Source organism: Streptomyces thermolilacinus SPC6 (genome assembly GCF_000478605.2).
Taxonomy (GTDB): Bacteria; Actinomycetota; Actinomycetes; order Streptomycetales; family Streptomycetaceae; genus Streptomyces; species Streptomyces thermolilacinus.
In genome coordinates this window covers 3581231-3600756 of record NZ_ASHX02000001.1, presented here as the reverse complement: position 1 = coordinate 3600756, position 19526 = coordinate 3581231, and the positions used below count along the sequence as shown (strand labels likewise).

Here is a 19526-nt window from a genome sequence, read left to right as displayed (position 1 = left end):
GGTGAGGTCAGACCAGCGGGACGGCGAAGTGCAGTCCGCCTCTGGTCCACAGTTCGTTGAGTCCGCGCGGCACGCCGAGGCCGGACGCGGCGCCGAGGTTGCGCTCGTAGATGTCGCCGTACGTGCCGGTCGCGTCGAGCACCCGCGCCGCCCAGCCCTCGTCGAGTCCGAGCGAGGGGCCGTGCCGGCCTGCCAGCCGGGCGGCCTCGGCGAGCCCTTCGGCCCTCCCTCCCGGGCCCCGCTCGGCCTCGTCGGCGTGGTGTTCGGCGGCGACGAGGAGCTGGAGCACCCAGCGGCACAGCCGGTACCAGTCGGCGTCGTCGTCGCGTACGGCGGCGGCCATCGGTTCGCGGGAGATGGCCGCGTCGAGGATGACGTGGGCCTCCGGGTCGGGCAGCGCGGCCCGCTCCCCGGCGAGGGCGGTGCGGTCCAGGACGTACGCCGCGCAGTCGCCGCTCGCGTACGCGGCGAGGGTCTCGGCGGGTGTCGGGTACGCGACGGGCTCGACGGCCAGGCCGCGCGGGCCGTACCAGGCGGCGAGGTTGGCGGCGCTGGTGGTGCCCGCCTGCACGGCGAGGCGCTTGCCGTGCAGGTCCTCGGGGTGTTCGACGCCGCTGCCTTGGCGGACGAGGAAGCCCTCGCCGTCGTAGCAGGTCACCCCGGCGAAGAGGACCGGCCAGGCGGCTTCGCGGCCGAGCGTCCAGGTCAGGTTGCAGACGGTCAGGTCGGCGTCCCCGGCGCGCAGCGGGTCCAGCCGTCCGGCGGGGTCGGAGGGCAGCCACTCGACGGCGTCCGGGTCGCCCAGCGCGGCGGCGGCGACCGCGCGCGCCACGTCCGTGTCCAGGCCGGTCCAGGTGCCGTCGGCGCCGCGCAGGGACAGGCCCCGGATGCCGCGGCTGACGACCGCGCGGACGGCCCCGCGGGCGCGCACGCCCTCCAGAGTGGCGGCCGGGCGGGTCAGGGTGAGGGCGTCGCTCATGTCAGGCTCCCCTGCGGGTGGTTGACGCGGGTCAGTTGCTCGCGGTCGAAGCGGCGCTCGTTGTAGCCGAGCATGTCGATGAGGCCCTGCGCGGACAGCGGGTCGCGTCCCGCGGCCGGGTCGGCGGTGACGGGCATGGCGCCCGGGTCGCGCCAGCGGAGCAGCCCGGCCGGATCGACGTAGGCGCGGGCGCGGTTGGCGTTGTCGAGGTGCAGGCAGTACGGCACGTCGAGGTGGCCCCGGGCGAAGGCGCGGACGAGGGCGGCGCCGACGGTCGGCGCGAGCTCCAGGGTGGAGTCCACGAGCATCCGGGCCTCCTCGTACACGCCGGTCGTGGTGGGCTCCTGCGGCCTGCCGTGGCGGGCCTCGTCGTCGGCGACGTACGCGGCGAACTCCAGCGCGTCCACGTTCTCCTGGACGGTGGGGATGCGGTGCGCCTCGGCCGGGGTCTTGACGATGAGCCGTTCGGTGCCGCTGCGGACGGCGAGGCGGGCGCTGTCCTCCAGGATGCGGAACGAGCCGACGGGGGTGCGCGGGTAGACGCCCATGTACGTGTAGAGGACGACGTGCCAGTCGAGGTCGCCGAGGCGTTCCCCGGCGAGGCGGCGCAGCGCGGCGAGGGCCTCCAGGTCCTGGCCCGCGTGGGTCTGCTGGGCGTAGCTCAGGGAGATGCTGCGCAGTCCGTGCTCGGCGAAGAACAGGCCCTCCAGGACGCTGAGCGCGACGAGCAGGCTCGGCGGGCAGAGCTGGCCGAGCATGCAGCCGCCGAAGCTCTCCAGGTGCATCTGCAGCTCCTGCGAGGCGAGCAGTTCGCAGCAGCGGGACCAGGCGTCGACGGCCTCGCTGAGCGGGACGCGGCTGTAGGGCAGGCAGTACGAGACGGGCCCGCCCTCGGTGGCGTCGATGCCCGCCTCGACCATCGCCTCGAACAGCGGGTACGGGAGGGCGGAGCCGTGCCGCACCTGGACGGGGAAGTCCGGCCCGGCGACCCCGGCGAGCATGGCGCGGGTCGTGTCGGCACCGTGCGCGACGAGTGGGAAGCCGTTGAGTTCGGCGCCGGTGCGCAGGGCCTCGCGGGCCGATTCGTGGTCGTTGACGCGGGTGTAGCTGTCGAGGGTGATGGTGCCGACGGACGCGGCACGGGCGGCGCGCACACCGAGGAGGCCGTCGCGCATGACGGGGATCTCCGCGAAGCCCATGCGCGGCTGGACGACGAGCCCGCCCGCGCGGCTGGTGCGGTGCACGAAGGCGGAGAAGCGGTTGTCGTACGGCACGTCGGTGCCGGGGCGTGCGGGATCGGCGGCGCCACCGGGCCGTACGGGCGCGGCGGCGTCGTGCCGTACGGGGTCGGCGGCTGGCGGGGTCAGGAGGCTCATGCGATGGCCTCCGCGAGCCGCGACGCGTCCTCGGTGGCCTCGGCCATGCCGGGAACGGGCACGGCGGGCTGGGGGCGGGGCAGGGCGCGCGGGGCGGGACGGCCGCCGAGGCCGAGGAACTCCTGGAAGTTCCGCAGCCCGCCCTCGGACTCGAAGACGCCGTCGAAGCCGCCGTCGGCGAGGCCCTGGATGAATTTCACGTTTTCCGCGCCGCGCACGCCGAGCTTTCCGCCGATGACGACGCGCAGGTCCTTCAGGTCGGGTTCGCTGCGTATCTTCTTGATGAGCCGGAGCCCGTCGATGTGGCCGTGTCCGTTGACGGTGCTGAGGACCAGGACATCAGGGCGGACCTTCCGGCATTCGTCGATGATGACCTGGTCCGGGACGCAGGCGCCGAGATTGTGGACCTCCCCTCCGTGCTCCTCCAGCAGGAGTTGAAGGAAGACCAGATTCCACATGTGGGCGTCGGAGGAAACGCTCGACACGATGAATTTTTTTGCCGGGCGCTCGATATTCGTCATGACCTTCTCCGCAAAGGGGTGGAGTGACGGATGAAATGCTGTCCGCTCGGGTGGTTTCGGGTCCAGGACGGAGCCCAGGACATTCCCGATGGCGCGGATCAGGCGTTTCGATGCCCGGCTGGGACGTGGTGGTGCGCCGCCCGGCTGTGCGGGGGTCCCAGTGGGCGCCACGGGGGGTGGGGCGGGGCGGCCGGTCCGCCGCCGGTGGGGCGCCTCCCGCCCGGGGTGCGCGAGGGGCGCGAGGGCGCCGGGTGGTGGCACGGCGGACCGGCCGGTACGCCCTCGGGCGTCAGGCAGGGCCGGTGTCGCCGTCCGGCCCGGCCGGCTCGGCCGGGGAGCCCGCGGTGGCGGGCGAGGCGGCGACCGGGTCGTACTCGCTCGCCATGCACTCCATGGTCCGCTCGATGAACAGCCGCATCTCGCGGGTCTGCCGCCGGCCCCGGCGCCAGGCGAGCTGCGTGTACACCTCGAACGGCGGCTCCCAGGCGAGCGCGGCGAACGAGCCCGCCGCCAGGTCGTCGGCGACGGTCATCGTGGGCAGCAGGGCGACCCCGAGACCGGCGGCCAGACCGCGCTTGATGGACTCGATGTTGCCGAACTCCAGGAACGGCACGGGCTCGCCGGAGCCGCTGTTCAGCTCGGCCTCGAACAGCTCGCGGTAGGCGCAGCCCGCCTCGGGCGCCAGCACCTGCACCTCGCGGAGCTGGTCGAGGGTGACCTTCTCCTCCTGGGCCAGCGGGTGGCCGGGAGCGGCCACCACGACGAGCGGCTCGGCGCCCAGCACCTCGCTCTCCACGCCGGAGTGGCGGGTCTCGGCCTCCATGAGGAAGCCCATGTCGAAGGTGCCCTGACGCAGCGAGTACAGGGTCTCCGCGCACAGGCTGGGCCGCAGCACGAGCTGGAGCTGCGGGTAGCGGTGGTGGAAGAACTCCAGCACGGGCGGCATGCGGTACGAGGTGATGCTCTCCATCGTGCCGACGGTCAGCATCCCGGACGGCTCGCCGCCGCCCGCCGCGACACCGCGCGCCTCACCGGCGAGGGCGAGCATCTGCTCGGCGTACGGGAGCAGCCGCTGCCCGGCCGGGGTCAGCTGGATCCTGGCGCCGAGCCGTTCGAACAGCTCGACGCCCAGGGACGACTCCAGGTTCTTGATCTGGGCGGTGACGCTGGACTGCGCGTACCGGAGCTCCGTCGCGGCGCGGGTGAAGCTGAGCAGGGTCGCGACTTTGTGAAATGTGGTCAGTTGCCTTATGTCCACGAGGACTCCCAGGGTTCAGTCACAGGGGTGGGTGGGGGCCACTGCGTCACCGCTGCCAGGTCCAGTCGTCCTCGCCGGAGTCGCCCGACGTGGTCGTCGGCGTGGTCGCCGCCGTGGCCACCAGGGCGGGCGACGTGTCACCGGCCGCCATGGCGGCGGGGGCCACGAGGGCGGCGCAGCCGAGGACGGCGGTGACGACAGCGGCACGAACGAGACCGAGCGCGAACATGGCTGATTCCTTAAGTTGAAAGGCGGACTGAAACAGGCACGGTTAACGCGTCCGAAACACGCCGTGAAAGGCGAATGGGCGCGTGGGTGCCGACGCACGGAAAGAGCGATGCGCCAGACGTACTTCCGGAAGGCCGCCGACGGTTCCGGTGCCGTCGACGGGATCAAGCTTTGCCGGTCGTGCGGCACCGGTGAAGCGGTTTCCGGTGGCCAGATCCGTCCTTGACCCAAGGTGTCCACCTGCCGGAGCGGCAAGTTCCGGCCTCCGGTGGGGCCGGCACATGCCGTTGACATGGGCCGAATGGCAATACGGCCTTGTTGCCCCAGTCGGCCGGGGCCTATCATCGCGCGGGTGCCTGAGGCATATTCCGTGGCTCAAGGGGGAGAGCTTGCTCGAATCACTCGGACTGGACAGCACCGCCGAGTCCGTCTACCGCCTGATGCTCAGATGCCCGCGGGAAGACGTGGAGCAGCTCGGGGACCGCCTCGGCATTTCCGCCGAATCGGTCCGTTCGGCACAGGACCGGCTTTCCCGGCTCGGCCTGGTCGCGGATTCGTACGAGCACCCGGGCCGGCTGCGGGCCGTCAGCCCCGACCTGGGCCTGGAGACGCTGCTGGCCCGGCAGTCCGCGGAGCTGGCCGCGCACCAGCACCGCATCGAGATGTCGCGGGCGGCCGCCGCGAAGCTGATCTCCGAGTACGCGGGGCAGGAGGCGGACGCCACGAACCCCGGTGTCGAGCAGCTCGTCGGCCTCGACGCCGTACGGGAGCGGCTGGCGTCGCTCCAGCGGGACATCCGGCACGAGGTGATGTCGTTCGCGCCGGACGGGGCGCAGACGGAGGACGCGCTGCGCTCGTCCCGCCCGCTGAACGAGCAGCTGCTGCGGCGCGGGGTGAGGATGCGGACGGTGTACCTGGACTCGATGCGCAACAGCCAGGCGACCGTCGCCCACGCGGACTTCCTCACCGAACTGGGCGCGGAGGTCCGGACGGTGGCGGCGCTGCCGACGCGCATGCTGATAGCGGACCGGGAGCTGGCGCTGCTGCCGGTGGACTGCGAGGACACGAGCGCGGGCGCGGTGATCCTGACGGGGAGCGGCACGCTGACGGCGCTGTGCGCCCTGTTCGACAGCATCTGGGAGATGGCCACGCCGCTGGGCACGGTCCGCAAGCGGGACGTGAACGGGCTGAGCGGCCAGGAGGCGACGGCGCTGCGGCTGCTGGCGGAGGGCCACACGGACGAGGCGATAGCGAAGCGGCTGGGCGTCTCGCACCGCACGGCCCGGCGGATCGCGACGCAGCTGATGGAGCGGCTGGGCGCGCGGAGCCGCTTCGAGGCGGGCGTCCGGGCGGTCCAGAACGGCTGGCTCCCCCGCGAGCGGTGAGCGTGCGGGCCCGGTTGCTCACCGACCCCCCGGGGCTCCCGCCCCCGCAGCCCCCAGGCCCCCGCACGGCGCCGACTCGACCCGGACGGACCCCGGTTGCGCCCGTCCGGCACGGCGCGACCCCGGAGTCGCTCCGCCCCCTCCGCCGTGCGCAGCCCCCCGCACGACGCCCAACACGGCTCCACCCCGTGCGGGGTGGAGCTGCCCTGCCCTGCGGGACGCTTACGCTGTGGGCAGCTGGTCCGCCAGGGGCGGAACGGGTGGGCACAGCGGTCTTGCCGAGTACCGGTACCAGCGCCTCACGCACAGGTGGGCAACCCTCTGGGCGGGGCACCCCGTTGTGCCCACCCGTTCCGCCGTGCGGAACGCCTGCCCACAACGGGGGCGGAACCCACAGCGGAGCGGACCCGCCCGGCAGGGCGACGCGGCCCCGCACAGGGAAGCCACAGCGGACTGCGGCCCGCAGGACGGCACGCGTCGCGCGGGCGCCGGGCCCCGGGGCAGCGCGCGGGCGCCTGGGCCAACCGGCGGGGGCCTGGGGGCACCGTTCGTCGCAGGGTGCGGGTTACTCGGGGCGGCGCAACCGCCAGTCGTCATGCGTCATTTCGTACTCGACCTCCCCGTGCTCGGAGCCGTCGATCCGCTCGGGCCAGTCCCCGAAGTACGTCCGCACGTACACGAGCCCGCTCTTCTCCATGACGCGCCGGGAACCGGCGTTGACCGTCATGGTGTTGGCGGTGATCCGCTGGACGCCCAGGCCGGTGAAGGCCAGCTCGACCAGCGCCCGCGCCCCCTCGGTGGCGTACCCGTGCCCCCACGCGTCGCGCCGCAGCCGGTAGCCCAGCTCCACCGTGTCGGCGCTGTCGTCCTGGACCGGCCGCAGTTCGAACCACCCGAGGAACGCCTCGCCCTCCCGCGCGGCCCAGAAGCCCGGCAGGCCGCCGAGGCACGCGTACCGCCGCATGAGCCGGGGCAGGGCCCGTTCCCGTACGGCCTGCGGGGGCGTCGGCCGCCCGCCGGTGAGGTACCGCATCACCTCGGGGTCGCCGTCCAGCGCGACGATCAGCGGCTCGTCGTGCCCGGTGAAGGGGCGCAGTTCCATCCGCGCGGTGCGGAGAAGGGGCTCGGCGGCTTCCAGGCGGTCCACGCGCCCCATCCTCACCACCGGACGGCGGCCGCTCAACCCATTAACCCCATTGCCCCGGAGGCCGGTTGGGCCCTACCGTCCGCCCATGCTGCCCATGGGGGAAACGGACGAGGACTGGGATGCCGTCGTACCCGATGAGGCGGTGATGCGGCCGGGGGCAGTGGACCTGTGCGCCCGCCTGGGCCTGGCGGGGGCGCCGCTGGTGCGCTTCGCGGAGGGGTCGCAGCCGGTGTACGCGGTGGGCGACGACCATGTGCTGAAGCTGTTCCCGGGCGCCGCCGCGGCGGACGGCCTCGCGGAGGGGCGGGTCCTGTCGTACCTGGAGGACCGGCTGCCGGTGCCGACCCCGCGGGTGCGGGCGGCCGGGGCGTACGAGAACGGCTGGCGGTACGTGCTGATGTCCCGGCTGCGGGGGCAGAACCTGGCGCGCGTGTGGGATTCGGTCCCGGCGGGCGCCCGGGAGCGGCTGGTGGCGGAGATCGGCGAGGCGCTGGCGGTGCTGCACGCCCTGGACCCGGCGCCGCTCGCGGACGTGCTGGGGCCCGGCGACTGGGGCGCGTTCACGGACCGGCAGCGGGCGGCGGCGGTGGCCCGGCAGCGCGACCGGGGCCTGCCGGACGCGTGGCTGGAGCAGATCCCGGACTTCCTGGCGGCGGTGCCGCTGCCGCGCGTCCCGCCCCGCCCGGCGCTGCTGCACACAGAGGTCATGCGCCAGCACTTCATGGTCGAACCGGACGGCTGGCGCCTGTCGGGCCTGTTCGACTTCGAGCCCGCGATGATCGGCGACCCGGCGTACGACTTCGTCGGCGTGGGCGTCTTCGTCACGGGTGCCGACCGGTCGCTGATGGCCCGCCTCACGGACGCGTACGGCCACCGGGTGGACCCGCGCACGTCGATGGCGTACACGCTCCTCCATGTGTGCGCCGACCTCGCCTGGTACCTCCGCCTGAACCCGCCGCGCGGCAGCACCCTGGACGACCTGGCGGAGGAGTGGTTCGGGACGGGGGGCGACTGAGGGGGCGCGGAGCCCCCGCCTGGGCCACTCGGGACCCGTCTGGACGGTCATGCGGACCCTCGCCGCCCTGCACGGGGACGACGCCGTCAGGCTGCTGTTCCGGTTCGGCTGAGGCCCCCGCCCCGCCCGGCCCGGCCGGGCACCCGGCACACCCCGGGTCCTGCCTGGCGTCAGTCCTCCGTGACGATGCGCCGCACCGCCGCCGCGACCAGTTCGTCGCGTTCCGCCTCCGAGAAGACGTCCGGCAGGGTGAGCTGCTCCACGATGAGCCAGTTCAGGGCCAGCATCAGGAGCTTCACGGCCGTGGTGTCGCCGGGCAGGCCGGAGGACTCGTGGTACGCGATGTTGGCGTCCACGTCGGCGCGGACCCGCTCGGTGAGGACCCTGCGCAGCTCGGGGCGGCGGGTCGCCTCCAGGCGCAGCTCCAGCAGCGCGAGGTAGCCGGTGCGGAACGCGGCGACCCGCGCCACGACCTCGCGCATCAGCTCCACGTACGTCTCCCGGTCGCGCCCCGCCGCCCGATGCCGGGCGAACACCGCCTCGTCGGGCTGGAGCCGCTCGTACACCCGGGCCCCGGCCTGCGTGAGCAGGTCGTCGCGGCTGGCGAAGTAGTTGGACGCGGTGCCCGGGGGGACGGTCGCCTCGGTGTCCACCGCCCGGTACGTCAGCCCGCGCGCGCCCTCCCTGGCCAGCACCTCGATCGCCGCGTCCACCAGGGCCGCGCGCCGTTCGTCGTTCCGCCTCACCATCCGCAACCACTCCGCTCGTAGTACTACACCGCGACCACTACGGTGAGAGTACTGCCCCTGTGGAGGCGCCGGGCGTCAATCGCCGGTACCGCCCTGCGCCGTGGCCGGTTGCGCGTGGAGGATCTCGCGGGCCTGCTCGGCCGCTCGGGCGATGCTCTCGGAGATGAAGTCCAGGAAGCGTGCGGTGTTCTCCAGGCGGGCGGCGGCCGGGGTGCCGGGGCCGAGGACCCCGACGCCCTGCCGCGCGATCCCGACCAGGCGGAGGGTGGACTCGGCGCTGGCCATCATCGACCGGTACCAGACGTCGTCCCCGATGACGTACCGCTCGCGGCGGTGGCGTTCGTCCCGCTCGCGGCCGATGAGACCCTGGCTCTCCAGGTACGCGACGGCCTTGGAGACGGACGCGGGGCTGACCTGGAGGTGCCGGGCCAGCTCCGAGGCGGTGAGGCTGCCCTCGTCGGTGAGGGTGAGGGCCGCCATCACCCGGGACATCATCTTGGGCATGCCGGACGCCATGAGGACGGTGGTGAACGTCTCCTCGAACTCGGCGACCGCCTCCGCGTCACGCCCATGCGCCTGCGGGAGCGCCACCGCCCCCCGGGCCGCGACCTGCCTGCGGCGGCGGGCCCGGCGTTCGGTGGCGCGGTGGGCCAGGTCGGCGCGGTACGCGGTGGGGCCGCCGTTGCGCATCACCTCGCGCGTGACCGTCGAGGTCGGGCGGTCCAGGCGCCGGGCGATCTCCGCGTAGGCGAGGCCGTCGGCCAGCCCCAGCGCGATCTGCTGGCGCTCCTGCTGCGTGAGCCTGCCTCCCGGCATCCCGATCTCCTCCGTGGCGCGCGTACGTTCCGGCCGAGTGTAGCGTTCACCACCATCCTATTGCAATGAGCACATCCAGGCTGTTGCGTTACGACCCACTGAAGTTGCAACGATTTCCAGGCAACCACCTGCTGTTATGCGGAACTCATGCAATGAGAGCCTTGGTGCTCAGCGAAAGGCAACGTAGCGTTTCCTCAACAGGAAACATCACCCCCACCCCCGCCAGAAGGAGCGCGCAGCCATGTCCCACACCGTTGCCGGGCAGGACCGCCCCGAGTTGCAGACGGCCATCCAGGAGATCGTCGACTCCGGTTTCACCGGGGTCCAGCTGCGCGTGAACGACCAGCGCGGCGAGTGGGCGGGCAGTGCCGGGACGCGCAGGCTGGGCGAGGACGCGCGGCCGCCGCTCGACGGGCGGGTCAGGATCGGCAGCAACACCAAGACCTTCGTCGCCGCGCTGGTGCTGCGCCTGGTGGCCGACGGCGCGGTCCGGCTGGACGACCCGGTGGCCGACCGGCTGCCCGGGTACGGGCTGGACCGGCGGATCACGGTGCGGATGCTGCTCCAGCACACGAGCGGGGTGTTCAACTTCACCGGCGAGCACTACGAGGACGGGACGGTCGTGCCCGGCATCCCGTGGCAGGGCCGGGAGTGGGTGGAGGGCCGGTTCAGGACGTACCGGCCGGAGGAGCTGGTCCGCCTGGCGCTGTCCAGGCCGGCCCGGTTCGAGCCGGGGACGGACTGGAGCTACTCCAACACCAACTACGTACTGGCCCGGCTGCTGGCCGAGAAGGTCACCGGCCGCCCGCTCGCCGAGGAGATGCGGCGGCTGGTACTGGCGCCGCTCGGGCTGTCGGACACCGTCGTACCGGACACCGATGCCGACGTGCCAGGGCCGCACGCCCACGCGTACTACCGGCTGGAGGACGCCGGGCGGCAGGAGACCATCGACGTCACCCGCCAGAACCCCTCCTGGATCTCCAGCGGCGGCGACATGATCTCGACGACCCGCGACCTCCACACGTTCCTCTCGGCGCTCCTGGGCGGCAGGCTCCTCCCGGTCCCGCTGCTGGCCGAGATGTGCGCCCCGGACCCGAAGGCGGGCTACGGACTCGGGGTGTTCGTCCAGCAGACGGAGAGCGGCGCCACGGTCATCACCCACAACGGCGGCTTCGCGGGCCACGCGGCCCTGATGTACAGCACGCCGGACGGCGGCACGACCCTGACCGCCGCGCTCAACTACGTGGACGACGACGCGAGGACGCTCGCCGGGGCGTTCCAGACGGCGACGCGGAAGCTCGTCGCGGGGGTGTTCTGAGGGCTGCGCAGCCAGCCCGGCCGCCAGTCGGCGCGGGGCCGCCAGTCGGCGCGGGCGTACACGCCAGCCGACGCGGGCCGTCGGCGGGGGGGCCACCGCCTCGCCCGGGGCGCCGACGTGGAAGTGGCGTACAACCTCAGGGGGTTCTCGAAAGTCTGAGCGAGCGGTACGCGCCAGGTGCGTGCCGCTCCGCTCATCAGGAGGAACTTCCTTGGCTTCCGCCCGCACCACCCGACGCCGTCTCACCGCCTCCGTCGCCACCGTGCTCGCCGTGACGGTCGGCGCGGGCGTCCTCGCCTCGCCGGGCGCCGTGGCCGCGCCCGCCGCCACCCCCGTGGCGCAGGCCCCCGCCGCCCCGGGCGCGAGCACCACCGGCACCACCGACGAGGCGAGCCTGCCGCTCGACGCCGACATCGTCAGCACCGGCGACTCCGGCTACCTCACGTCCCGCGAGGACGGCACGGGCAACACCGTGCTGGAGTGGCACCGTTACGCCGACGGCTCGGTCGAGCCGATCACCACGGGCACCATCGGCCACGACAGCCACTCCGACACCGTCGTCACCAGCGACGGCGCCGGCACGGTGTTCGTGCGGGACATGAGCGCGGGCGCCGCCACGTCCTTCTCCGTCGATCTGGCGGCCGAGTTCAAGCCCGGGGCCAAGCTCGTCGGCGTCGTCGGCGGGAACCTCTTCGTGAAGGTGCCGACCACCCAGGACTACCACGAGCTGTGGCAGCTCACGCAGACCGACGGCATCACGAAGAAGACGAAGCGCTCGGCCGGCTTCTACAGCATCGATTTCAAGGTCGTCGCGACCACCGGCCACCAGATGCTCGTCCTGGGCAGCAACCGCGTGTGGTCACAGGCCACGTACCGGACGCAGTTCTGGAAGACGAAGGCCCCCGTCGAGGGCGACACGGCCGTGGACATGTGGAGCACCGGCACGGGCACGCAGCACATCGCCGCGTGGAACCACAACTCCACGGGCGCGGTCACCGCCGACTACACCGCGTGGGTGGACTACCCCACCGGCTACACGCGGCTCGCCGTGGCCGCGGACGCCACCGGCACGAACTTCCGCATGGAAAGCCACATGGCCGCCGCCCGCATCGAGGGCATCCTGTGGGACACGCTCCTCTACGGCGTCCCCGGCCCGGTGCAGGACGTGGTGCAGAGCCCGCTGTACGCGCGGAGCACCAAGAGCTCCACGTCCGAGCCGTACGTGCTGCTGGAGCACTACTCCAGCGTGGCCCACGCCCCGGACGGCACCCTGCTGGTGCGCGGCTCCACGGCGGACGCGGACGGCCTGTTCCGCATCGAGGTGGGCGACCAGGGCCGCCCGACGGCCACGCTCGTCGCCCGCACCGACAAGGTCATGGCCCTGAAGGTGAACGAGTCGAAGGTCCCCGCCGCCGTGGACCTGGAGCAGCCGGGCAGCACCGCCCCGATGGAGTGGACGCTGTCCCGCGCCAACGCCACCGTGGACCTCACCCTCACCCACACGGCCACCGGCAAGGCCCTCACCCAGCGCCTGCCGCGGCCGTCCGACGGCAGCAGCCGTTTCACGTTCGCGTGGGACGGCCTCCTGGACGGTGCCAGCGCCCCGAACGGCGCGTACACCTGGCACCTCACCGCCACCCCGGAGGACGGGATCGGCGGCGCGGCGACCGCGTCGGGCGGCTTCCCGGTGACGCGCCAGGCGAACCCGCACGACTTCAACGACAACGGTTCGACGGACGTCCTCGCGCGGGACGCCTCGGGCACGCTGTGGCGGGACGACCTGTTCGACTGGCCGACGGGCAGCCACGTCACCGCCGCGAAGCGCGAGCAGATCGGCCGCGGCTGGCAGGCCTACAACCAGATCGAGGCCGTGGGGAACGTCGGCGGCTCACCCGTGGGCGACCTCATCGCGCGGGACACGTCGGGCGGGCTCTGGCTGTACGAGGGCACCGGCGCGGGCAACTTCACCGCGCGCGTCCAGATCGGCAGCGGCTGGCAGATCTACGACAAGCTGGCGGGCGGCAGCGACCTGACCGGCGACGGGCGCCCCGACCTCGTCGCCCGTGACACCTCGGGCGTGCTGTGGGCCTACCCGGGCACCGGCAACGCCTCCGCCCCGCTCGCCAACCGCGTCCGCGTCGGCGGCGGCTGGCAGATCTACAACACGATCACCGCCGTCGGGGACATCGCGGGCGACCCGGCGGGCGACCTCGTCGCGCGCGACGCGTACGGCGTGCTGTGGCTGTACCAGGGCGACGGCGCGGGCAACTTCTCCACCCGCGTGCGCGTCGGCTCCGGCTGGAACGCGTTCACGCAGCTCGTCGGCGCCGGGGACGTGACGGGCGACGGCCGCCCGGACCTCGTCGCGTACGGCGCGAACGGCACGTACGTGTACCGCTCGACGGGCTCGGCGACGGCCCCGTTCGCCCGCTGGACGACGAACCTGTACGCGGGCGAGGGAACGGCCTTCAACAGCCTGGCGTAACGGCACGCGCAGCGTCACGGCCCCCGTCGCGCCACCAGGGCGCGGCGGGGGCCGTACGGCGTCCGGGGTGCCCCGGTCAGCGGTCGAGGAGGGCGATGCGGATCGCGCGCTCGACGTGGTCCGCGGCGTTGGCGTGGCCCGCGGCGTTGGGGTGGACGAGCGTGATGCGCTTGCCCAGGAGCGAGCAGTCGAAGCGCACCGGCCGGGTGAGCGCGGCCGGCCAGTGGTCGGCGGCGTCGCCGCAGATCCCCTCGACCCACTTGGTGCCCGCGGGCTTGCACACGTGGTGGTCGACGCTGGAGCTGTAGAGGTCGACGTAGCGGTCCCCGAAGAACGAGCTGACCCGGGCGATGGTCCGGTTGAGCGGTTCGAGGACGCCGACGCGGAGCCAGTCGATGTCGGCGGCGCGGACCGTGCCGAGCTGCGTCATGTTCAGGCGGGTGCAGTCGTTGCCGTCCTGCGGCAGGACCGCCGGATAGCCGACCGTGATGACCTTGGCGTTCGGTGCCGCCTGGTGCACCTCGGCCAGCATCTCGACGTACTCCCTCTCCACCCTGGCCAGCTTCTGGCCGATGCTCTCCTCGCCCGCGGGCGGGTTCGTGTAGTACTCCTGGCACGACCGTCCGAGCAGACCGAGTTCGGCGCACTTGCCGAGCACGGCGGCGAAGGGCAGGGAGTTCCCGCCGACGCCGATGGTGACGACGTCGGTCGTGCCGTCGAGCCCGGCCCGCTGGACCTGCGGGGCGACCTCCGGCCAGTTGGCGGGATCGCCGCCGGGCGCCTGGACCGGGCTGAGCGGCTGCTGCCGCTCCTCCGCGACATCGCCGATGTCGGCGCCCCCGCAGCTGACGTCGGTCAGCTGGACGGGCTGGCCGGGCGGGAACTGGGCGAGCTCCCGGGCCACGAGGTCCGGGTAGGTGCCCGTGGTGCGGTCGCAGCCGTCGCGTGACACGTTCCCGAGGGCGGGGGTGGGGTCGCCGACGAAGAGACCCGAGGTGTACGAGTCGCCCAGCGCGGCCCACCTGTACGGGTCGGCCGCGCCTGCCGACGCCGACGGCAGGAGCGCGAGCGCGGTCAGCGCGGACAGGCCCACTGCCAGCGCCCGGGCGCGCAGCCGGGACACAGGGTGTCGCATGGATTCTCCAGGGTGTGCTGAGGGCGCCCGGGGCAGAACCCGCGGGCGGGAAGTAGCTCCATCGCCAGATCATTCGGTCAACTGGCCCGGCCCTGCGGGGAATCGCCGCGTTCACACCCGATCGGGTCAATTGTTCCGATCTACGCACCCGCGGCCGCCGACGGCATCGACGGCCCACCGGGCACCGCCCACCGCCCCGTACGCGGCGGCGACCTCGTCCCACGGGGCGCGCGGACGGCTTCCGTTACGGGCATCCCCGACCCGCGCCGCCCCCACCGGTCGGCCTCGCCCCGCGGCGCGTGCCTCAGGCGAACCACTCCAGCCACTCGCCGTGCGGGCCCGTGAAGGCGACGGGGTGTTCGTCCAGGGCAAGTGCGAACACCGCCCGGTCGGGGGCCGGAGGCCGGGGCAGCCGGGACTGCACGGACGGCAGGACGTGCGGCGTCTCGTTGGAGATCCAGTGGCCACACCAGACACTCCAGCCACCGCGTGTCGGCCTCGTCCCGGACGTCGAGCGGGTTCAGGTCGATGCCCGCCCGCCAAGCCACCTCGGACAGACGCCCCGGCAGCGGAACGGCCCCGTCCGTACGGCACTCCAGCGTGACGCCCCCGCCCTCCGCGCCGAACGGGGGCCGCCCGTCGTACGCGTACCGGTACCGGTCCGGGTACAGGCACAGCCCCGCCGACGCGCCCGCCTCGATCAGCGCGAGCGGCTGCGGCAGGCCCGCAAGCAGCGGCAGCAGCGTGGCGCAGCGGCCGGGCTCGTTGGTCCGGGTGCGCCGTTCCAGCACCGTACGGCGCACCTCGTCCCAGTGGCCCAGCACCCAAGTCCGGAACGCGGTGAAGTCCCCGGTCGGCCCACCGAGATGTCGCACCGTCGCGAGAAGCAGGTCCGGTTGCCGCCCGGTCCGCGGGCAACCCGTCGATGAACGCGAGCAGTTCGCCGTCCTCGGCGGTCCGCGCCGCCAGCTCCTCGTACGAGGCCGAATGGCCTCGCGCCTCCCACAGCCCGGACCGTCTGTGCAACTCCGCGGTCTCCACCGGCACTTAGCCTCCTCGTCATCACCGCGATGCTGCCCGTCGAGCGAACGGGGTGAGGGCCGTCTGCCCCCGTTGTCTCCGACGTCACAGCGCCCCGGGCCTCACGCCCGGTCGGCGGGCGTCGGGCGGGGGTCAGGCGCGGGTGTGGAGGTACGCGTCCAGGGCTGCCGCGCCCGCCAGCATCGCCCGGCCCCGGGCCGACAGGCGGGCGTGCCAGTCGGCCAGTGCGGCGCCCAGGGGTTCCAGGCCGCCCGCCGAGCGCACCTGGTCGAGCAGCAGGGCGATCCGCTCCAGGGGGTAGCCGCCGCGCCGCAGCTGGTGGGCCAGCCGGACGTCCCGGACGTCGGCCTCGTCGTACACCCGGTACCCGGTCACCGGGTCGCGGCGCGGGCGCACCAGTCCGGCGCGCTCCCAGGTGCGCAGCGTCGCCGGGCGGATGCCGAGCCTCCGCGCCAGCGGGCCGATGAACGTCCCGCCGGAACCGGAGCCCGCGCGACCGGCGGCGCCCGAGCCCGGCGTCTCGGGCGTGTCGCCCAGCGGCTCCAGGTCCCGGAGGGCCTTCTCCACCGCGTGCAGGGTCCGCCGGTCCTCCAGCAGCTGCGCGTGGCTCTCGTCGATGAGCCGGTACGCCTCCCGCGCGGCGCCCTCGTTCACCGCCCGCATCACCGCCGCCGCCGTCCCGTGCCCGTGCCCCGGCACCAGCGCGAGGAACGCCCGCAGCGCCGCCGCGTGCGACGCGGTGTACCTGCGGTAGCCGTGCGCCGTCCGGTCGGCGGGCGGCAGGATGCCCGCCTCCTCGTAGTTCCGCACCGCCTGTGTGGACAGCCCGTGCTCCCGCGCCAGGTCGACCGGCCTGAGCCATCCGCCCGTTTGAAGGTTCCGCCCCATACAGCCGACGATATCGCGACAGAAGTCTCAAGCGAGCCTTCAACGATACGGTTGAAGCCATGGCCACTGACCTCAAGGACGCCACCCATCCCGTCGAAGCCTCCGCCCTGATCGGCCTCCTCCCCGCCCCGCCCCGGATGCTCGCCCTGGGCGAGCCGACGCACGGCGAGGACGCCCTGCTCCGCCTCCGCAACGACCTGTTCCGGCAGCTGGTCGAGCAGTACGGCTACCGGACCATCGCCCTGGAGACCGACTGCCTCAACGGCCTCGCCGTGGACGACCACGTCACCTCCGGCACCGGCACCCTCGACGCCGCCATGGAGCACGGGTTCAGCCACGGCTGGGGTGCCTCCGCCGCCAACCGGGAGCTGGTCCGCTGGATGCGCGCCCACAACGACGGCCGCCCCGCCTCCGAGCACGTCCGCTTCGCCGGTTTCGACGGCCCCCTGGAGATCGAGGCCGCCGCGAGCCCCCGCCGGGCCCTCACCGCGCTCCACCGGCACCTCGCCGCCCGCCTGGACGCCGACCTGCTGCCCTGCGCCGCCGACACCCTCGACCGCCTGCTCGGCCCCGACGAGGCGTGGACCGAACCCGCCGCCATGTACGACCCCGCCCGGTCCGTCGGGCGGTCCGCCGAGGCCCGTGAGCTGCGGCTGCTCGCCGACGACCTGGTCGCCCTCCTCGACACGCAGGACCCGCGCCTGCGCGCCACCGCCTCACCCGGCGACCACGAGCGGGCCCGCCTGTACGGGCGCACCGCCACCGGCCTCCTGCGCTACCACCACGCGATGGCCGACCCCTCGCCCGCCCGCCTGACCCGCCTGGCGGCCGAGCGCGACCGGATGATGGCCCACAACCTCCTCGCCCTCGCCGAGCGCGGCCCGGTCCTCGTCTACTCCCACCACGCCCACCTCCAGCGCGGGCGCAGCACCATGCGCATGGGCGGCGGGCTGCTGGAGTGGTGGGGCGCCGGTGCCCTGGTCGCCTCCCGGCTCGGGAAGGAGTACGCGTTCGTCGCCACCGCCGTCGGCACGATCCGGCACCAGGGCGTGGACGCCCCGCCGCCGGACACCGTCGAGGGGCTCCTGTACGACCTCCCGGAGGACCGCCACCTGATCGACCCGGCGCGTCTGGCGGCCGCCCTCGGCGACCCCCCGCCCGCGCCCCGCGAGTCCCCCTGGTTCGGCTACGCCCCGCTCGACCCCGCCGACCTGGCGTCCCTCGACGGCCTCGTCCACGTCAGGGACGTCACGCGGAGCTGACCGGGCCGCCTCGTACGCCGCCCCGGCCCCGTGGACGGTCCCGTGGACGGTCACGGGGCCGGGGGCCCCGGTGGCTCCGGTCAGTGCGCCGGATCCGCCGCCAGTGCCTCGCGCAGGACGGGGGCGTACAGGTCCAGCACGGCGACGGCCGCCTCGGGATCGGGCTCGTCCTCCAGCTCCTCGTCGTCCTCGTATGGCGTCAGGCGCACCGCGGCCTCGACCGTCTCGCGCTCCCAGACGCCCGCGCGGACCGCCGCCAGGAGAGCGGCGAGCGCGTCCGGGTCGCTCTCGCCCTCGGCGACCTCGCCCAGGGCGATGTCGGCCTCGGCCAGCAGGTGCCCGTCGTCCACGACATGGGCGACGACGCGCCTCGGAACGCCGGCCGCGGGCGCCCAGGCCGTTCCGTCCCAGCGGGCCGCTCCGCTGACGCCCCGCTCCGGTTCGGCCGCGAAGGGCCCGGGGAGCCCGGCCCGGCCCAGCACCGCGCGTATCGCCCCGTCGCCGGGCCGGGCGCCGGACTCGTCGCGGTCCCGCACCACCAGCATGGGCACGGGCCCGCCCAGGTCCAGTACGAACGAGCTGCCGCCACCGTCGTCGTACGCGACCCTGCCGGGCTCGGGCGCGTGGCGGGGAGGCACGCCCATCACGGCGAGGAACGCCGCGTGGAAGGCCAGCCCGGCGACGATGCGGCCGGGGGACGGCAGGGACGACCAGTCGTGGTGCGCGCGCATACCGCCGATCGTGCCACCCGCCACTGACAGGGCCCCGGCGGACGGGGAGCCGGCCCGGCGAGCGGCCGGACGCCGGGCCGAAATCGCGCCGAGGCCGTCCTTCGTACAGAATCGCCGCCATGAGTGAAAACGTGTACTTCGATGTAACGGTCGACGACGCCCCCCTCGGCCGGATCGTCTTCCGGCTGTTCGACGAGGTCGTCCCCAAGACGGCCCGCAACTTCCGCGAGCTGGCCACCGGCCAGAACGGCTACGGCTACAAGGGCTCCCCCTTCCACCGCGTCATCCCCGCGTTCATGCTCCAGGGCGGTGACTTCACCAACGGCAACGGCACCGGCGGCAAGAGCATCTACGGCGCGACCTTCGCGGACGAGGACTTCCAGCTCAAGCACGACCGGCCGTACCTGCTGAGCATGGCCAACCGCGGCCCGAACACCAACGGCTCGCAGTTCTTCGTCACCACCGTCCCCACCCCGTGGCTGGACGGCAAGCACGTCGTCTTCGGCGAGGTCGTCGAGGGCGCGGACATCGTCAAGCAGATCGAGGCCCTCGGCAGCGACTCCGGCCGCACCAAGGCGGCCGTCGCCGTCGCGGACTGCGGCATCGTCTCCTGACGCCTCCCCGGACCGGCCGTCACGCGTCCCCCGCGGGCGCCGCGTGAGACCGGGGCGCGGGGCGGCATGGGCCCCTGAGCCGATGCCGCCCGCGCCCCGGCGGCCGTACGCCTCCGCTACGCGCCCCGCGCCCCGGCCGCGTGCTCCGCGCACGCCTCCGTGACGTGCAGATGCAGCAGGTCCGGCTCCACGAACGGCATCGCCGCCGTCGGCCGCGACCTCCAGTCCAGCGGCCACGTCAGCCCCTCGAACGCCGGAACCCCCACGTACGCCGCGCTCCCGCTCCCCCGCGTCAGCGTCCGCGCCTCGCCCGGCGGCCACCGGTACGCCCCCGCCGTGCCGGGCGGCACCAGGAAGTACATGTACCGGCGCCCCGTCAGCTCGCGGACGATGGGCCCCGCCTGGAAGTCCGTGTACGTCATCAGCCGGTACGCCACGTCCTCCGCGAGCACCCCGGAGACCCGTACCGCGTCGAAGTGCACGCCCGCGTGCCGTAACGCGTGCCCCGAGGCGGGTACCCAAGAGGGCGCTTTGTCAAGTGGCTTGGGGAAGTTCATGAGACCAGCTTGCAAGCTGCG

The 19526-nt window shown here is 73.8% G+C and carries 18 protein-coding genes and 1 pseudogene; 6 read left to right on the top strand and 13 right to left on the bottom strand.

From position 1 onward, the window contains the following. Window positions 1–7: 7 nt before the first annotated feature. The 5 genes from J116_RS15675 to J116_RS15655 all read right to left on the bottom strand — a co-directional run bounded on the left by J116_RS15675 (window position 8) and on the right by J116_RS15655 (window position 4363). Window positions 8–979 (bottom strand): transporter substrate-binding domain-containing protein, encoded by a 972-nt coding sequence (locus tag J116_RS15675; RefSeq protein ID WP_023588018.1) that lies wholly within the window; start codon window positions 977–979, stop codon window positions 8–10. Next, window positions 976–2355 carry a methylaspartate mutase gene (locus J116_RS15670; RefSeq protein ID WP_023588017.1) on the bottom strand — a complete coding sequence of 460 codons (1380 nt, stop codon included), beginning with the start codon at window positions 2353–2355 and terminating at the stop codon, window positions 976–978. The genes J116_RS15675 and J116_RS15670 overlap by 4 nt, the downstream gene beginning before the upstream one ends. Continuing rightward, a complete protein-coding gene (locus tag J116_RS15665) occupies window positions 2352–2876 on the bottom strand; it encodes a cobalamin B12-binding domain-containing protein (RefSeq protein WP_079147744.1) in 525 nt (174 codons plus the stop codon). The genes J116_RS15670 and J116_RS15665 overlap by 4 nt, the downstream gene beginning before the upstream one ends. Before the next feature lie 289 nt (window positions 2877–3165). Beyond that, the gene (locus J116_RS15660) at window positions 3166–4134 is read right to left on the bottom strand and encodes a LysR family transcriptional regulator (protein WP_023588014.1); all 969 of its coding nucleotides are present in this window, start codon (window positions 4132–4134) and stop codon (window positions 3166–3168) included. 46 nt (window positions 4135–4180) lie between these two features. Then, window positions 4181–4363 carry a hypothetical protein gene (locus J116_RS15655; RefSeq protein ID WP_023588013.1) on the bottom strand — a complete coding sequence of 61 codons (183 nt, stop codon included), beginning with the start codon at window positions 4361–4363 and terminating at the stop codon, window positions 4181–4183. A 388-nt stretch (window positions 4364–4751) separates the two neighbouring features. On the opposite strand from J116_RS15655, the gene J116_RS15650 reads away from it, so the two are divergent. Beyond that, window positions 4752–5747: a helix-turn-helix transcriptional regulator gene (locus J116_RS15650; protein WP_023588012.1), complete on the top strand. Its 996-nt coding sequence runs from the start codon at window positions 4752–4754 to the stop codon at window positions 5745–5747. A 565-nt stretch (window positions 5748–6312) separates the two neighbouring features. Here the strand turns inward: J116_RS15650 and J116_RS15645 are convergent. Next, window positions 6313–6849, bottom strand: a complete 537-nt coding sequence (locus tag J116_RS15645; protein WP_037947706.1) for a GNAT family N-acetyltransferase — start codon at window positions 6847–6849, stop codon at window positions 6313–6315. 130 nt (window positions 6850–6979) lie between these two features. Here J116_RS15645 and J116_RS15640 point away from each other — a divergent pair, with 130 nt between their 5' ends. Continuing rightward, window positions 6980–7909, top strand: a complete 930-nt coding sequence (locus J116_RS15640; protein ID WP_023588010.1) for an aminoglycoside phosphotransferase family protein — start codon at window positions 6980–6982, stop codon at window positions 7907–7909. Window positions 7910–8079: 170 nt separating this feature from the next. Here J116_RS15640 and J116_RS15635 read toward each other — a convergent pair whose 3' ends face one another. Further along, complete coding sequence (locus tag J116_RS15635; RefSeq protein ID WP_023588009.1) at window positions 8080–8658, bottom strand: TetR/AcrR family transcriptional regulator; 579 nt, start codon at window positions 8656–8658, stop codon at window positions 8080–8082. Between the two features lie 75 nt (window positions 8659–8733). Beyond that, a complete protein-coding gene (locus J116_RS15630) occupies window positions 8734–9474 on the bottom strand; it encodes a GbsR/MarR family transcriptional regulator (RefSeq protein WP_023588008.1) in 741 nt (246 codons plus the stop codon). A gap of 241 nt (window positions 9475–9715) precedes the next feature. On the opposite strand from J116_RS15630, the gene J116_RS15625 reads away from it, so the two are divergent. Then, window positions 9716–10792, top strand: coding sequence for a serine hydrolase domain-containing protein (locus tag J116_RS15625; RefSeq protein WP_023588007.1), 1077 nt, complete (start codon window positions 9716–9718; stop codon window positions 10790–10792). Window positions 10793–11003: 211 nt separating this feature from the next. Further along, the gene (locus tag J116_RS15620; RefSeq protein ID WP_023588006.1) at window positions 11004–13277 is read left to right on the top strand and encodes an FG-GAP repeat domain-containing protein; all 2274 of its coding nucleotides are present in this window, start codon (window positions 11004–11006) and stop codon (window positions 13275–13277) included. 76 nt (window positions 13278–13353) lie between these two features. On the opposite strand, the gene J116_RS15615 is transcribed toward J116_RS15620, so the two are convergent. The 3 genes and pseudogenes from J116_RS15615 to J116_RS15605 form a co-directional block, all read right to left on the bottom strand. Further along, window positions 13354–14412, bottom strand: a complete 1059-nt coding sequence (locus J116_RS15615; RefSeq protein WP_023588005.1) for an SGNH/GDSL hydrolase family protein — start codon at window positions 14410–14412, stop codon at window positions 13354–13356. 506 nt (window positions 14413–14918) lie between these two features. Then, window positions 14919–15203, bottom strand: a pseudogene (locus J116_RS30955) (DUF2332 family protein); the annotation flags it as partial. Window positions 15204–15585: 382 nt separating this feature from the next. After that, window positions 15586–16341 (bottom strand): TioE family transcriptional regulator, encoded by a 756-nt coding sequence (locus tag J116_RS15605; protein WP_023588003.1) that lies wholly within the window; start codon window positions 16339–16341, stop codon window positions 15586–15588. A 59-nt stretch (window positions 16342–16400) separates the two neighbouring features. On the opposite strand from J116_RS15605, the gene J116_RS15600 reads away from it, so the two are divergent. Beyond that, window positions 16401–17603: an erythromycin esterase family protein gene (locus J116_RS15600; RefSeq protein ID WP_023588002.1), complete on the top strand. Its 1203-nt coding sequence runs from the start codon at window positions 16401–16403 to the stop codon at window positions 17601–17603. An 80-nt stretch (window positions 17604–17683) separates the two neighbouring features. Here J116_RS15600 and J116_RS15595 read toward each other — a convergent pair whose 3' ends face one another. After that, window positions 17684–18334, bottom strand: a complete 651-nt coding sequence (locus J116_RS15595) for a hypothetical protein (protein WP_023588001.1) — start codon at window positions 18332–18334, stop codon at window positions 17684–17686. A 119-nt stretch (window positions 18335–18453) separates the two neighbouring features. On the opposite strand from J116_RS15595, the gene J116_RS15590 reads away from it, so the two are divergent. Continuing rightward, complete coding sequence (locus J116_RS15590) at window positions 18454–18948, top strand: peptidylprolyl isomerase (RefSeq protein WP_023588000.1); 495 nt, start codon at window positions 18454–18456, stop codon at window positions 18946–18948. A 116-nt stretch (window positions 18949–19064) separates the two neighbouring features. On the opposite strand, the gene J116_RS15585 is transcribed toward J116_RS15590, so the two are convergent. Then, window positions 19065–19505, bottom strand: coding sequence for a hypothetical protein (locus tag J116_RS15585; protein WP_028964094.1), 441 nt, complete (start codon window positions 19503–19505; stop codon window positions 19065–19067). Between the last annotated feature and the right edge of the window lie 21 nt (window positions 19506–19526).

Bases quoted from the DNA above. Each gene is read 5' to 3' on its own strand.
- J116_RS15640 (WP_023588010.1), top strand. From the start codon at position 6,980: ATGCTGCCCATGGGGGAAACGGACGAGGACTGGGATGCCGTCGTACCC.
- J116_RS15625 (WP_023588007.1), top strand. From the start codon at position 9,716: ATGTCCCACACCGTTGCCGGGCAGGACCGCCCCGAGTTGCAGACGGCC.
- J116_RS15595 (WP_023588001.1), bottom strand. From the start codon at position 18,334: ATGCGCGCGCACCACGACTGGTCGTCCCTGCCGTCCCCCGGCCGCATC.
- J116_RS15615 (WP_023588005.1), bottom strand. From the start codon at position 14,412: ATGCGACACCCTGTGTCCCGGCTGCGCGCCCGGGCGCTGGCAGTGGGC.
- J116_RS15670 (WP_023588017.1), bottom strand. From the start codon at position 2,355: ATGAGCCTCCTGACCCCGCCAGCCGCCGACCCCGTACGGCACGACGCC.
- J116_RS15600 (WP_023588002.1), top strand. From the start codon at position 16,401: ATGGCCACTGACCTCAAGGACGCCACCCATCCCGTCGAAGCCTCCGCC.
- J116_RS15675 (WP_023588018.1), bottom strand. From the start codon at position 979: ATGAGCGACGCCCTCACCCTGACCCGCCCGGCCGCCACTCTGGAGGGC.
- J116_RS15630 (WP_023588008.1), bottom strand. From the start codon at position 9,474: ATGCCGGGAGGCAGGCTCACGCAGCAGGAGCGCCAGCAGATCGCGCTG.
- J116_RS15585 (WP_028964094.1), bottom strand. From the start codon at position 19,505: ATGAACTTCCCCAAGCCACTTGACAAAGCGCCCTCTTGGGTACCCGCC.
- J116_RS15635 (WP_023588009.1), bottom strand. From the start codon at position 8,658: ATGGTGAGGCGGAACGACGAACGGCGCGCGGCCCTGGTGGACGCGGCG.
- J116_RS15605 (WP_023588003.1), bottom strand. From the start codon at position 16,341: ATGGGGCGGAACCTTCAAACGGGCGGATGGCTCAGGCCGGTCGACCTG.
- J116_RS15645 (WP_037947706.1), bottom strand. From the start codon at position 6,849: ATGGAACTGCGCCCCTTCACCGGGCACGACGAGCCGCTGATCGTCGCG.
- J116_RS15590 (WP_023588000.1), top strand. From the start codon at position 18,454: ATGAGTGAAAACGTGTACTTCGATGTAACGGTCGACGACGCCCCCCTC.
- J116_RS15655 (WP_023588013.1), bottom strand. From the start codon at position 4,363: ATGTTCGCGCTCGGTCTCGTTCGTGCCGCTGTCGTCACCGCCGTCCTC.
- J116_RS15665 (WP_079147744.1), bottom strand. From the start codon at position 2,876: ATGACGAATATCGAGCGCCCGGCAAAAAAATTCATCGTGTCGAGCGTT.